This window comes from Streptomyces sp. HUAS YS2 (assembly GCF_033343995.1).
Taxonomy (GTDB): domain Bacteria; phylum Actinomycetota; class Actinomycetes; order Streptomycetales; family Streptomycetaceae; genus Streptomyces; species Streptomyces solicathayae.
The window spans coordinates 4783863-4796980 of the sequence record NZ_CP137573.1 but is presented as its reverse complement, the minus strand read 5'-3'; the positions used below and the strand labels follow the sequence as shown (position 1 = coordinate 4796980).

Sequence of the window (13118 nt, the reverse complement as noted above, 5' to 3'; positions counted from 1 at the left end):
TCGGTTGCGGAGACGAGCGTATACACCGACACGGACAACGGCCCCTGGGTTGTACGGAACCGTTGTCGAACCGATCACGGTTTCACGGTGCCGTCCGTCAGCCCGTCGTACATGCCCTGCACGAGTTGCTCGCCGAGTCGGCCGGCGAGCCGCAGCGCGTCCTCGAACTCGGCGAGCGCGCGGAACCGCTCCCCGTAGCGCTGTTGCTCCGCGAGGGGCAGCCGCGGCAGTTGGAGACGGCGGACGTCGAGCCGGGTCGCGGTGGAGGCGTAGCTGCTGGCCTGGCGGGTGTTGGCGGTGCCGCGCAGGAAGCCGGCCAGGAACCACGGGTCGAGCGCGGCCGGGTCGGGGCGCAGCAGCTGGAGGTTGCGGCCGAGGGCGGCGCCGGCGGTGGCCACGTCGACGACGCGGGCGACCGCGCCGCCGCCGAGGACGGGGACGACGACATCGCCCGGCGCGACGACGACGGGCTCCTCGGACCGGCCCTCGGGCAGCGTGCCGGAAGGTGCCTGGCCGAGGAGGACGTCGTGGTCGGTGAGGACCCGGCCGGTGCCGGCGCCCGTGCCGCCCGCGCGCAGCTCCAGGGCTCCGGTGCGGGCGAGTTCGCCGACGGTGACCAGGGGGAGCCGGGCGGGGGCCTCCGCGCGGGCCGTGGGCTGCTCGGACGGCGGGGTGAGCGCGGCGGTGCGGCGCAGGGTCTCGGTGAGCCGGTCGCGGACGCCCGCGAGTTCGGCCGCGCCGCCGGCGGCCGCGGGCGGCGGAAGGTGGCGGGCGGGGGCCAGGTCGACGTCGTCGTCGAGGAGTTCGATGACGGGGACGCTGCGGCTGGCGCCGGGGGTCTCGTCGACGGTGCCGTGCTTGTCGAACGGCAGCCAGGCGTCGAGGACCGCGGTGTGCACGGCCTGCCAGTCGAGCTTGTCGCGCCCGCCGCCGGGCGCACCCGCGCCGGCCGGGGCCGCGGCCTGCTCGGCGGTGTCGACGAGCAGCAGCTCCGGGGAGGCCGCCACGCCGGGCGCGGGCCTGCGCAGCACCCACAGGTGGAGCGGGATGCCGTACGGCGGGGCGGCGCCGGCCGGAAGGGCGACGACGGCGCGCAGCGCGCCCTTGCGCAGCAGGTCGGCGCGGATGCGGCGGCCGGAGCGGCGGGAGGCGGCGGCGGGCGGCATCAGCAGGACGGCGGTGCCGCCGGGGCGCAGCCGGGCCAGGGCGTGCTGCACCCAGGCCAGTTCGGACTCGGTGCGGGCGGGGAAGCCGTACTCCCAGCGCGGGTCGTAGGCGAGTTCGTCGTGGCCCCAGTTGCGCTCGTTGAACGGCGGGTGGCAGAGCACGGCGTCGGCGGCGAGCTGCGGGAAGGCGTCGGCGCGCAGACTGTCGCCGGGGCGGACGCGGACCTCGGCGCCGTCGGCGAGGGCGAGGCGGAGCGCGGTGAGCGCGGCGAGGTCGGGGTCGGCGTCCTGCCCGTACAGAGCGGTGGCCCGGTCGACGGCGCGGAGCAGGGTGCCGGTGCCGGAGGCGGGGTCGAGGACGGTCCCGGCGGGGCGGGCGGCGGCGGTGCCGGAGCCCGTGGCGAGGGCGGCCATGAGGGCGGCGGGGCCGGGCGGGGTGAGCGTGTGCTGGCGCGGGTTGGCGTCGAGATGGCGGCCGAGCAGGAACTCGAAGGCCTGGCGGGCGCCGGTCTCGGCGGCGAGGTCCACGACGGCGCGCAACAGGGGGACGGCACCGTCGAGTTCGGCCGGGGCGGGAGTGCGGACGGCCCGCTCGAGCCCGTAGCGGGCGGTCAGGACCTCTTCGAGGGCGACCGGCAGCAGGCCGGCGAAGCGCTCGTCGGAGAGGGCGGCGAGGCCGGGCCAGGCGGCGGGCCGGTCGTGCACGAGCAGCAGGACGCTGCCCGACTGGACGAGGGCGGTGACCGCTCCGGCGGGGTGGCCGGCGATCTGCTGCCAGACCCGCTCGCGCAGCGGGACCTCGGCGAGCTTGCCCTGGGCGCGCAGCCACGACTCCACCTCGGGGAGGGCGAAGGAGGGGCTGGCCTCCGTGCCGCCGACGGGCTTGGGGAAGTCGGCGTGGCGGCGGCGCCAGTTGCTGACGGCGGCCCGTCCGACTCCTGCCAGCCGGGCGATCCCGGCCGCGGTCACCTCTGCTGCGCTCTCCGGCACCTGGCTGACTCCCTTCACGCCCTGCTCCGTCCATCCGCTGTGACGCCGATCTTACCGATGAACACCCCCGACACCACTTCACAGTGTGAGCGGAACGAATTCTCGTGAACCGTGTTGACTCGGTTCACAGTCTCTGTTGTTATTGATCCATCGCTCCACGGGACTCCGTGAGAGCCGGTCACACACCTGCATCACGTCCCATGTCCGGGAGGGCATCCATGTCGCACACCACGCTTCAGCCGACGACCCTGCGCAACGGGCTCGGCACCGCCGCACTGATCCTCGGCGTCATCGGCGCGATCTCCGGGCTGATCCCGCTGTTCTTCTGGCTCGCCGGGATCCTCGGCCTGATCGCGCTGATCCTGGGCCTGTCCGGCCGCGGCCGGGTCAAGCGCGGCGAGGCGAACAACAAGGGCGTCGCGACCACCGGCGCGGTCCTCGGCCTGGTGGCGCTGATCCTCTCGGTGGTCGGCGCGGTGATCACGTTCACGGCCGTCGCTGACGCGGTGGACGAGGTCGACAAGGCGATCAAGGACGCGGCCCCGGAGAAGCCGGGCGGCGCTGCCAAGGGGAAGAGCCTGGCCGGCGGGGAGAGCTCCGTCTACGACAAGGACGGGCTGAAGGTCACGGTCTCCGCCCCCACCGCCTACAAGCCGAGCGAGTTCGCGGCCGGGCACACCGAGGGCAACAAGGCGTACCAGGTCACCGTGGTCATCGAGAACGGCGGCAAGAAGAAGTTCGACGCCACGCTCGTCACCGCGGACGCCCGCGCCGGCAAGGACGGCGTCGCCGCCGAGCAGATCTTCGACGAGAAGGTCGGCACCGGCTTCAACGGCTCGATCATGCCCGGCAAGAAGTCCACGGTCGTCTTCGCCTTCGACGCCCCGGCCGACGCGAAGAACCTCACCGTCGAGGTCAGCCCGGGCCTGGAGCACGAGGCCGCCCAGTGGGACCTGAAGCTCTGACCCGCGCGTAGCGCACCGCTCCCCCACCCCCGCCGTCCCCCCGGAGAACCCCCATGCCTGCCCTCGGCCGCCGCCTCCCGTCCCCCCGCCGCCGCGCCGCCCTCACCACCGCCCTGCTCGTCGCCGCCGTCGCGGCCGGCGCCACTGCATGCGGGCCCTTCGAGGAAGAGGCGTCCGGCCCCTTCAAGGGCCTGACCGGCCCCCAGATCGTGAACAAGTCGATAGGGGCGACCAAGGGCGCGAAGTCCCTCACCCTCGACGTCGCCACCACCTCCGCGGACGGCCCGCTGAAGGCCTACATGTCGATCGACCGGAGCGGGCAGTGCGCCGGCACCCTGTCGGTCGGCGTCACCGGCACCGCGGAACTGATCAGGTCCGGCGGCACCGCGTACATGCGGTTCGACGAGGCGTTCCTGCGGGAGCAGGGCAAGGGCGAGCCCAAGGAGCAGCAGGAGGCGGTCCTGAAGATGCTCAAGGGCAAGTGGGTCGAGACCGACGCCTCCGACCCGGAGGCCAAGGACAGCCTGGAACTGTGCGATCTGAACGCGCTGCTGTCCGAGTTCGAGCAGGGCGTGAACTTCGCCGACGCCGGCGAGGAGACGACGGTCAACGGCAAGAAGGCCCTGCGGCTGACCGAGGGCGCGGGCGCGGAGAGCACCACGGTGTACGTGGCCACGGAGGGCACGCCGTACCTGCTGAAGATCGTCTCCAAGGGCGGCGAGGAGCCGGGGACGATCACCTTCTCCTCGTACGACAAGCCGGTGCCGGCGCGGAAGCCCGCGGCCGAGGACGTGGTGGACCTGGAGGACTGATCGCCGATCGGAACGGACCGGAACGCGAACGGGCCTGGTGGGCCGCCGGACGGGCGGCTCACCAGGCCCGTTCGCACGTCGTGTCGTACGGCGCTCAGAGCTTGTGGCGGACCCAGATGTTGGGCTCGACGTACACCGCGTACCCGCGCGAGGCCTCGCAGTGGACCGGCACCAGCGCGCCCTCGACCTCGACCGGACCGTCCGTGTCGAACGGCAGCCCGGTCCAGGCACGCCACTGCTCCACGGAACCGGACACGGTCATGGACGCCGGCGCCACCGCCTGCACGATGCCGCCGGCCCGGACGTGCACCCGCAGCCACGGGTCGTGCGGGAGACCGTCGGACTCCCGGGTACGGAAGGCGTATTCATGGATGGAACTGCCCGCCTCCAGGTGCTTGCCGTTGGGCCGCACCGGAGCGACGACCTCGGTGAACCCGAGCCGCCGCGCGTTGTCCCGCATCGCTCCGAGCATCCGCGACGAGAGCCCCCGGCCGAGCGCACTCGTGTCGACGGTCACCTCGATCGCGCTGACGGTGTCGGGCTCCGCGCCGTGCCGCAGGTCGGAGAAGGCCCACAGCAGGATCTGGTCCCAGCCGGTGGCGGGCAGTTCGCCCCGCCCGTCGGCACGCAGCCGGAACGGCACGCTGAACGCCCGCGCCACGACCTTGCCGTCCCCGTCCGTGGCCACGAGCACGAACTCGGGGAACTCCCGCACGATCCGCCCCATGTTGGCCCACCCGACCGGGTCGTACATCATGAACTCCGGCCAGAGGTCCTTCATCCCCCAGAGCGCCCCCTCGAGTTCGGGGCGTGCGGCGAGGGTCGTGATGTCCAGTTCCATTCCCGCAGGTTAACGACGCCCCGCCGCCTCGCCCAACGGGTTTTCAGCCGCCGCAGCGATTGAGCATGGTCTTCTTGTCCGCCTCGGTCACCGGCAGGTCGTAGGCGAGGGCGACCTGGGCGAAGCGGACGGCGTAGGCGCAGCGGATGCTCTTGTTCGGGGGGAGCCAGGAGGCCGGGCCCGAGTCGCGTTTGGCGCTGTTCGCGGGGCCGGAGACCGGGAGGAGGTTCAGGGGGTCGTTGGCCAGCCGCTGCCGCTTCTTCCTGTCCCAGCGCGCGGCGCCCATCTGCCAGGCGTACGACAGCGGCACCATGTGGTCGATCTGCACCTTCGCGGCCTGCTTCTTGCGCCACTCGATCGCCTTGCCCGTGTACGGGTCGTGCAGCGTCATGGAGACGACCACGCAGTCCGAGCCCGAGCGGAACCGGAGGTCCTGGCCGTCTCGGCGGATCAGGTCGTTGCGGGTGTCGCAGCCGTTCCGGGCCAGCGGTACGCCGTCGGCCGAGTCCATCCACGCGTACCCGAACTCGTCCCGGGCGTAGCCCGTCCTCGGGCCGCGGCCCTTGGTGGACAGCCGCTCGACGATCCGTCGGGCCTCGGCCCGGTCCGCGTCGGAGGTCACGGGCGCGAGGCCGGGCCTCGTGCCGTCGGGGTTCGCCAGGGGGCTCACGCCCCGGCCGTACGAGGCGTCGCCGCCGGACCCGGACGAGGGGCGGCCCTTCCCGGGCCCGTCGCACCCGGCCACCGCGGCCACGACGGCGGTCGCCACCACGGCCCAGCGGGCGGGCGCTCCACGCCGTCCCGTGCGTCCGCGTCCCATGCGACTCCCCCTGTTGTGCTGTGCCCCGTCGTCAGGCGAAGCATAGAGAGGGTGTTCGACGCGCGGATCCGGATGGGCGGGGGTAGCGTCGAATGCGCTGTATGTCCCCTTCCGAAGGAGTCACGCATGGGGATCATGGACAAGCTCAAGGGCATGATGGGCCAGCATCCGGAGAAGGCCCGGCAGGCCTCGGACGCCGCGGAGCGGAAGATCAACGAGAAGACCGGCGACAAGTACACCTCGCAGGTCGACCAGGCCCAGCGGAGGGCGGAGGGCTCGCTCGGCATGACGGACAAGCCGGAGCAGCCGCCGACCTGACGCGCCGACCGCGTCCGCCGGGCCGACCTGGCCCGGCGCCCGGCTGCGCGTCCGCAGCCCCACGAACCCCGGCCGCGGAGTGCTTCGAGCACTCCGCGGCCGGAGCGTTCGCGCGGTAGAGCGGCTCAGACCTTGCCGATGCCGAGGGTGTTCTCGGCCGGCAGCAGCCCCGAGGCGATGACCGTGAGCCAGGGCTCGCCCAGCAGGTCGGCGAGGCGGGCGGTGTCGTCCGGCCCGAGGGCCGCCCAGGGTCCGGCGGCGAGCTCGTCCGTGCGCCGCTCGACCTCCTCGCGCAGGGCGCGCCCGGCCTCCGTGGCCGTGCCGTCCGGGCCGACGAGCCCACGAGCGGCGAGCCGTTCGCGGGCCGCGGCCCACTCGGCCGCGCTCCAGCCCCGGCTCTCGAAGACCTGCTCCCCCGCCGCGCCGATCGCCGCGAAGGACACCAGCGCCTCCACCGGGTCGAGTCCGGCGGCCAGCAGCGCCACGAGATGCCCGTCGCCGCGGTGCTCACGCAGGATCATCGCGGCCTGCCACAGCACGAGGTGCGGCTCCTCGGGCCAGGGCAGCTCGGCGTTGGCGGCGCCGAGCGGCCGGCCCGCCGTGTCCGCGGCCTCGGCGGCCCGCCGGGCGAGCGCGGCGGCCTCGGCGAGGGCCGGGCCGTCGACGGTCTCGTCACCCAGCAGCGTCCGGTAGACCCGGTCGACGGCGCGCAGCCGGCCGGCCAGCACCGCGGCGGGCGGGGCGGTGCGCCAGGCGTCGCGCACGTACCGGTCCACCATCTCCGGGTTGAAGCTGTAGAACGCGGAGGCGACCGGGCCGGGCCCGACCGGCCCCAGGGGCGCGGCGCGCCAGGCGAAGTAGCTCGACCACCGCTCCTCGACCCCGTAGCCCAGGGCCCCTGCCTCCTCGAAGGCCTCGGGGGCGTAGTAGAGCACGGCGTGCAGCGGCTCCAGGAGGTGCCACATCTGCCGTACGCGCCCGAGGTCCTGGATCACCTGGCCGGCCTGCTGCTGCTGTGCGTCGTGCGTCGCGCTCATGACGTTCTCCGTCCTCCGCTGCCACATCTTGACGCTGACAAGATTGCCCCCGGGCAGGGGAACTTGTCAATGACTAGATTCGGCGTAGGCTGAGTCCATGACCCGGCAGCAGCGCACCTATCACCACGGCGACCTGCGGCAGGCCGTGCTCACCGCCGCCCTCGACGTCATCGCCGCCGAGGGGCCGTCCGCACTGAGCCTGCGCGACCTCGCCCGCCGGGCCGGCGTCTCGCACGCCGCGCCCGCGCACCACTTCAAGGACCGGGCCGGGCTGCTGACCGCCGTCGCCACCGAGGGGTACGACCTGCTCGCGGGGGCACTGGGCGAGGCGACCGACCTGCGGGACGCGGGCGTGCGCTACGTACGCTTCGCCACCGACCACCCGGCGCACTTCCAGGTGATGTTCCAGCCGGAGCTGTACCGGACCGACGATCCCGACCTGCTCGCCGCCCGCGAGCGGGCCGGCGAGCGGCTGCGGGCCGGGATCACGAACCTGCCCGCCGGGAAAGGCGGCCCCGACCCCCGGCTCGCCGGCGTCGCGGCCTGGTCCCTGGCGCACGGCTTCGCGACGCTGCTGCTCAGCCGGAACCTGACCGCGCCGCTGGAAGGCCGGGACCCCGAGGACGTGTTCCGTACCCTGACCGGACTGCTGTTCGCCGCCGAGCCCTCGGGAGGAACTCCATGACCGCTGCCGCCACTTGGGACCCGGACGGCCCCGGCGTCATGCCGCTGCCCTCCGGCCGACTGGTCCGCGGCCGCGGGCTCGGCCGCCCGCTGCCGCCCGGGCCGCGCCCTGACTTCGGCCTCTACCTCGTCGGCAAGCGACCGCCCGAGATGCCCTGGGAGACGCTCTGGGTCCGCTGGACCGACTTCTGGCTGCCCAGCAGCCACACCGCGGCCCGCAGGGCGCTCGGCGAGGCCTGGGAACGCGCCGCGGTCGAGCGCGTCGAGCTGGCCTGCCAGGGCGGTCGGGGCCGTACCGGCACCGCCCTGGCCTGCCTCGCCACGATCGACGGCGTCCCCGCGAACGAGGCGGTGGCGTACGTGCGCGAGCACTACCGCGAGGGCGCCGTCGAGATGCCCTGGCAGAAGCACTATGTACGGCGCTTTCCGGCCAGTTTCTGACCGGTCCGCACTGCCCGGGGAATGCTCGGAGCCGGCCTCCGCTTGAGCCGTTCTGACAACGGAACGTCAGAACGGGCGGATGAAGATGAGCACCTCAAGCACCTTGAAGCGCAGCGGTGTTGCCGTGGTGGCCGCACTCACCCTTGGCGCGGTGCCGTTCGCGGCCTCCGGCACCGCGACGGCCGCCGCACCGCACGACGGCGGTGCGTGGAAGGGCGGTTGGGCCACTTCCCCGCAGAAGCCGACCGCGCCCTTCGGGCCCAACTGGTCGCCGGCGGGCTTCTCGAACCACACGGTCCGACAGGTCGTCCGCGTCACCACCGGCGGCACCAAGGCCCGCATCGAGCTCTCCAACCGGTACGGCACGACCCCGCTGAAGATCACCGGCGCGACCGTCGCCCTCACCGACGAGGGCGCCTCCGTGAAGGCCGGCACGGTCCGCGAACTGACCTTCGGCAAGGGCCGGTCCGTGACCGTTCCGGCCGGCGGCACCCTCCGCAGCGACGGTGTGCCGTTCAAGGTCGGGGCCCTGCAGTCGGTGACCGTCACCCTCTACCTGGCCGACCCGACCGGGCCGGCCACCTTCCACAATTTCTCCTCGGCCACCAGCTACCGGGCGGACGGCGACCACCGCGCCGACCGGGACGGTGCGGCCTTCAAGGAGACCAGCGACTCCTGGTACTTCCTCACCGGGGTCGAGGTCAGCGGCGGCCACTCGGCCCGCCGGGACGGCATCGTCACCTTCGGCGACTCCATCACCGACGGCGTCGGCTCCGGCCTGAACGCGGACAACCGCTACCCCGACGAGCTGGCGGAACGTTTCGCCGCCGCCGGGAAGCCGCGCAGCGTCGTCAACCACGGCATCGGCGGGAACGAGGTCACCAACGACACGACCTGGGCCGGCGAGAAGGGCATCGAGCGGTTCAAGAAGGACGTCCTCACCGAGCCCGGCGTGCGCACGGTCATCGTCCTCGAAGGCATCAACGACATCGGAGGCAGCGGACCGGCCTTCCCCGGCGGCCCCACCCCGGAGGTCTCCGTCGAGCAGCTCATCGAGGGCCACCGTTCGCTGATCCGGCAGGCGCACGCCAAGGGCATCAAGGTGGTGGGCGCCACGCTCACCCCGATCGGGGGCTCGTTCTACGACGACGCCGAGAAGGTCAACGAGGCCAAGCGGAACGCCGTCAACGAGTGGATCCGCACCTCGGGCGAGTACGACGCCGTGGTCGACTTCGACCGCGCCGTAGCGGACCCGGAGCACCCGGACCGCATCCTGCCGGCGTACGACTCGGGCGACCACCTGCACCCGGGCGACGCGGGCTACCGCGCGATGGCCGAGGCGCTCGACCTCGACCGGCTGTAGGACGGACGCGGGGCGTCCGGGGCAGCGGCCCCCGGACGCCCCCGCGCCCTACGAGCCGAGGATCGTGGTCAGGAACTCCCCGGTCCACGCCAGCAGCTCGCGGCCGACGACCGGCTTGCCGCCGATCTTGCCGCTCGTCGGGCGCGGCACCAGGATCTGCTGCGTCGGGGCCTTGATGACCGTCCGCGGGTACAGCCGCTTCAGCCGCAGCTCCTGCGACTCGCGCAACTCCACCGGCGCGAACCGGATGTTCGGGCCCTGCAGCACGATCTCGCCGACCCCGCAGGCCCGCGCCAGCATCCGCAGGCCGGCCACGAGCAGCAGGTTCTCCACCGGCTCCGGCAGCTTGCCGTAGCGGTCGGTGAGCTCCTCGCGGACCGCCTTGATGTCGTCCTCCGAGTTCGCCGAGGCGATCGCCCGGTACGCCTGGAGGCGCAGCCGCTCGCCCGGCGCGTAGTCGTGCGGAACGTGCGCGTCGACCGGCAGCTCGATCTTGACCTCGAGCGGCGCCTCCTCCTCCGCGCCGCCCTCCAGCGAGGCCCGGTAGTCCGCAACCGCCTCGCCGACCATCCGCACGTACAGGTCGAAGCCGACGCCCGCGATGTGACCGGACTGCTCGCCGCCGAGCAGGTTGCCCGCGCCGCGGATCTCCAGGTCCTTCATCGCCACGTACATGCCCGCGCCCATCTCGGTGTGCTGGGCGATCGTCGCGAGCCGCTCGTGCGCGGTCTCGGTCAGCGGCTTCTCCGGCGGGTACAGGAAGTACGCGTAGCCGCGCTCGCGGCCCCGGCCCACCCGGCCGCGCAGCTGGTGCAGCTGGCTGAGGCCGAAGTTGTCGCCGCGCTCGACGATGAGGGTGTTGGCGTTGGAGATGTCGATGCCGGACTCGACGATCGTCGTGGAGACCAGCACGTCGAACTTCTTCTCCCAGAAGTCGACCACGACCTGCTCCAGGGCCGACTCGGACATCTGGCCGTGCGCGGTCGCGATCCGCGCCTCGGGGACGATGTCGCGCAGCCGGGCCGCGGCCCGGTCGATCGACTCGACCCGGTTGTGGATGTAGAAGACCTGGCCCTCGCGCAGCAGTTCGCGGCGGATCGCCGCGCCGATCTGCTTCTCCTCGTACGGGCCGACGAACGTGAGGACCGGGTGCCGCTCCTCCGGCGGGGTGGTGATCGTCGACATCTCGCGGATGCCGGTCACCGCCATCTCGAGCGTACGGGGGATGGGGGTGGCCGACATGGTGAGGACGTCGACGTTGGCGCGGAGCTTCTTCAGCTGCTCCTTGTGCTCGACGCCGAACCGCTGCTCCTCGTCGACGATGACCAGACCGAGGTCCTTGAACTTGGTCTCGGAGGAGAACAGCCGGTGGGTGCCGATGACGATGTCGACCGAGCCGTCCTTCAGTCCGTCGAGCGTCGCCTTCGACTCGGTCTCCGACTGGAATCGGCTGAGTGCCCGGGTGGCGACGGGGAACTGCGAGTAGCGCTCGGTGAAGGTGCCGAAGTGCTGCTGCACCAGGAGCGTCGTCGGCACGAGCACGGCGACCTGCTTGCCGTCCTGCACGGCCTTGAACGCCGCCCGGACCGCGATCTCCGTCTTGCCGTAGCCGACGTCGCCGCAGATCAGGCGGTCCATGGGGATGCTCTTCTCCATGTCCTCCTTGACCTCGGCGATGGTGGACAGCTGGTCCGGCGTCTCCACGTAGGGGAAGGCGTCCTCCAGCTCCCGCTGCCAGGGCGTGTCCGCGCCGAAGGCGTGGCCGGGGGCCGCCATCCGCGCGGAGTAGAGCTTGATCAGGTCGGCGGCGATCTCCTTGACCGCCTTCTTCGCCCGGGCCTTCGTCTTCGTCCAGTCCGCGCCGCCGAGCCGGTGCAGGGTCGGGGCCTCGCCGCCGACGTACTTGGTGACCTGCTCCAGCTGGTCGGTCGGGATGTACAGCCGGTCGCCGGGCTGGCCGCGCTTGGCCGGCGCGTACTCGACGAGCAGGTACTCGCGGGTCGCGCCCTGCACCGTGCGCTGCACCATCTCGATGTACCGGCCGACGCCGTGCTGTTCGTGCACGATGTAGTCGCCGACCTCCAGGGTCAGCGGGTCGATGGTCTTGCGGCGCTTGGCGGGCATCCGCTGCCCGTCCTTGCCGGCCGCCTTCTGGCCGGACAGGTCCGTCTCGGTCAGTACGGCCAGCTTCAGGGCCGGGTCGACGAAGCCGTAGTCGATCGAGCCGGTCGAGACGTGGACGACTGCCGGGGAGATGTCGGCGAGGTTCGCGTCGAGGCGGGCGGCGATGCCCTCGCCGCCGAGCACCTCGACCGTGCGGGCGGCCGGGCCGGGCGCCTCCGTCACGTACACCGTGCGCCAGCCGTCGGCCAGCCAGCCCTTGGTGTCGGCGAGCGCCCGGGCGGTGTCGCCGCGGTACGTCTCCGGGGCGTGCATGCCCAGCTTCAGCGTGTCGGCGTCCAGCTCCTCGTCCGCCGCGAACGGGGAGACCGACCACCACATCATGTCCAGCTCGCGGGCCCGGTCCCGGACGTCCGCGATCCCCCACAGCGAGGCCGCGCCGACGTCGATCGGCGCCTCGCCGCCACCGGCGGTGGCCGCCCACGACGCCTGCAGGAACTCCTGGCTCGTCGCTACGAGGTCCGCCGCCCGCGTCCGGACCCGCTCGGGGTCGCAGACCACGGCCATGCTGCCCTTCGGCAGCACGTCGAGCAGCAGCTCCATGTCGTCGACGAGGACCGGGGCGAGGGACTCCATGCCCTCGACGGCGATCCCCTCGGCGATCTTGCCGAGCAGCTCGCCCAGCTCGGGGTGCTCCTCGGCCAGGGCCGCGGCCCGCTCCTTCACCTGGTCGGTCAGCAGCAGCTCGCGGCACGGCGGCGCCCACAGGCCGTGCTCGGCGACCTCCAGGGAGCGCTGGTCGGCGACCTTGAAGTAACGGATCTCCTCGATGTCGTCGCCCCAGAACTCGATCCGGAGCGGGTGCTCCTCGGTCGGCGGGAAGACGTCCAGGATGCCGCCGCGGACGGCGAACTCGCCACGCTTCTCGACCAGCTCCACCCGCGCGTACGCGGCGGCCGCCAGGCCCTCGACGACCTCGTTCAGGTCGGCCTGCCGTCCGGTGCGCAGGCTGACCGGCTCCAGGTCGCCCAGGCCCTTGACCTGCGGCTGGAGCACCGAGCGGACGGGGGCGACGACGACGGACACCGGGCCCGCGGCCGGGTCGTCGAGCGAGGGGTGGGCGAGCCGGCGCAGCACGGCGAGGCGCCGGCCGACGGTGTCGGAGCGGGGCGAGAGCCGCTCGTGCGGCAGGGTCTCCCAGGACGGGTAGTCGACGACCGTGTCCGGGTCGAGGAGGCTGCGCAGCGCCGCCGCCAGGTCCTCGGCCTCCCGGCCGGTGGCGGTGACCGCGAGCACCGGACGCCGCGCCTCGCGGGCCAGCGCCGCCACCGCGAAGGGGCGCGCGGCGGGCGGGCCGACCAGGTCCACATGCATGCGGTTGCCGTCCGTGGCGGCCTTCACCGCTTCGGCGAGGGCCGCGTCTCGTACGACGGCGTCGAGCAGACCGTGCAGGCTCATCAGGAGGATCCATCCCGGTTGGACTACGGGGGCGGGCAACGCGAACAGCCCGACACGTCTCACGGGCCGGGGGTTCCCAGCCTACGGCGTGGGCCGGACACT

At 73.1% G+C, this 13118-nt stretch carries 11 protein-coding genes; 6 read left to right on the top strand and 5 right to left on the bottom strand.

Features of this window, described 5'->3' with window-relative positions; all coding sequences use genetic code 11:
* Window positions 1–74 precede the first annotated feature (74 nt).
* Complete coding sequence (locus R2D22_RS22255; RefSeq protein ID WP_318109917.1) at window positions 75–2156, bottom strand: N-6 DNA methylase; 2082 nt, start codon at window positions 2154–2156, stop codon at window positions 75–77.
* A 218-nt stretch (window positions 2157–2374) separates the two neighbouring features.
* Between R2D22_RS22255 and R2D22_RS22250 the strand changes: the two genes are divergently transcribed.
* Complete coding sequence (locus R2D22_RS22250; RefSeq protein WP_318106389.1) at window positions 2375–3121, top strand: DUF4352 domain-containing protein; 747 nt, start codon at window positions 2375–2377, stop codon at window positions 3119–3121.
* 53 nt (window positions 3122–3174) lie between these two features.
* A complete protein-coding gene (locus R2D22_RS22245) occupies window positions 3175–3933 on the top strand; it encodes a hypothetical protein (RefSeq protein WP_318106387.1) in 759 nt (252 codons plus the stop codon).
* Window positions 3934–4027: 94 nt separating this feature from the next.
* Here the strand turns inward: R2D22_RS22245 and R2D22_RS22240 are convergent, their stop codons facing one another.
* Window positions 4028–4774, bottom strand: coding sequence for an N-acetyltransferase (locus R2D22_RS22240; RefSeq protein ID WP_318106385.1), 747 nt, complete (start codon window positions 4772–4774; stop codon window positions 4028–4030).
* Window positions 4775–4817: 43 nt separating this feature from the next.
* On the bottom strand, window positions 4818–5594 hold the full coding sequence (locus R2D22_RS22235; RefSeq protein WP_318106383.1) for an HNH endonuclease family protein: 777 nt from the start codon (window positions 5592–5594) through the stop codon (window positions 4818–4820).
* Window positions 5595–5720: 126 nt separating this feature from the next.
* On the opposite strand from R2D22_RS22235, the gene R2D22_RS22230 reads away from it, so the two are divergent.
* A complete protein-coding gene (locus R2D22_RS22230; protein ID WP_318106382.1) occupies window positions 5721–5912 on the top strand; it encodes an antitoxin in 192 nt (63 codons plus the stop codon).
* Window positions 5913–6037: 125 nt separating this feature from the next.
* Here the strand turns inward: R2D22_RS22230 and R2D22_RS22225 are convergent, their stop codons facing one another.
* A complete protein-coding gene (locus R2D22_RS22225) occupies window positions 6038–6949 on the bottom strand; it encodes an SCO6745 family protein (RefSeq protein ID WP_318106380.1) in 912 nt (303 codons plus the stop codon).
* A 97-nt stretch (window positions 6950–7046) separates the two neighbouring features.
* Between R2D22_RS22225 and R2D22_RS22220 the strand changes: the two genes are divergently transcribed.
* From R2D22_RS22220 to R2D22_RS22210, 3 genes are all read left to right on the top strand, one after another.
* Entirely contained in the window at window positions 7047–7634 is a 588-nt protein-coding gene (locus tag R2D22_RS22220; RefSeq protein ID WP_318106379.1) for a TetR/AcrR family transcriptional regulator, read from the top strand.
* Entirely contained in the window at window positions 7631–8074 is a 444-nt protein-coding gene (locus tag R2D22_RS22215; protein WP_318106377.1) for a protein-tyrosine phosphatase family protein, read from the top strand. Before R2D22_RS22220 ends, R2D22_RS22215 begins: the two co-directional genes overlap by 4 nt.
* 85 nt (window positions 8075–8159) lie before the next feature.
* Complete coding sequence (locus tag R2D22_RS22210) at window positions 8160–9437, top strand: SGNH/GDSL hydrolase family protein (protein WP_318106375.1); 1278 nt, start codon at window positions 8160–8162, stop codon at window positions 9435–9437.
* Between the two features lie 48 nt (window positions 9438–9485).
* Here R2D22_RS22210 and mfd read toward each other — a convergent pair whose 3' ends face one another.
* Complete coding sequence (gene mfd / locus R2D22_RS22205; RefSeq protein WP_318106373.1) at window positions 9486–13016, bottom strand: transcription-repair coupling factor; 3531 nt, start codon at window positions 13014–13016, stop codon at window positions 9486–9488.
* Window positions 13017–13118 lie beyond the last annotated feature (102 nt).

What these genes read in the sequence shown, in the direction of transcription:
- R2D22_RS22250 (WP_318106389.1), top strand. Translation starts at nt 2,375, where the DNA reads ATGTCGCACACCACGCTTCAGCCGACGACCCTGCGCAACGGGCTCGGC.
- R2D22_RS22245 (WP_318106387.1), top strand. Translation starts at nt 3,175, where the DNA reads ATGCCTGCCCTCGGCCGCCGCCTCCCGTCCCCCCGCCGCCGCGCCGCC.
- R2D22_RS22240 (WP_318106385.1), bottom strand. Translation starts at nt 4,774, where the DNA reads ATGGAACTGGACATCACGACCCTCGCCGCACGCCCCGAACTCGAGGGG.
- R2D22_RS22235 (WP_318106383.1), bottom strand. Translation starts at nt 5,594, where the DNA reads ATGGGACGCGGACGCACGGGACGGCGTGGAGCGCCCGCCCGCTGGGCC.
- R2D22_RS22230 (WP_318106382.1), top strand. Translation starts at nt 5,721, where the DNA reads ATGGGGATCATGGACAAGCTCAAGGGCATGATGGGCCAGCATCCGGAG.
- R2D22_RS22225 (WP_318106380.1), bottom strand. Translation starts at nt 6,949, where the DNA reads ATGAGCGCGACGCACGACGCACAGCAGCAGCAGGCCGGCCAGGTGATC.
- R2D22_RS22220 (WP_318106379.1), top strand. Translation starts at nt 7,047, where the DNA reads ATGACCCGGCAGCAGCGCACCTATCACCACGGCGACCTGCGGCAGGCC.
- R2D22_RS22215 (WP_318106377.1), top strand. Translation starts at nt 7,631, where the DNA reads ATGACCGCTGCCGCCACTTGGGACCCGGACGGCCCCGGCGTCATGCCG.
- R2D22_RS22210 (WP_318106375.1), top strand. Translation starts at nt 8,160, where the DNA reads ATGAGCACCTCAAGCACCTTGAAGCGCAGCGGTGTTGCCGTGGTGGCC.
- mfd (WP_318106373.1), bottom strand. Translation starts at nt 13,016, where the DNA reads ATGAGCCTGCACGGTCTGCTCGACGCCGTCGTACGAGACGCGGCCCTC.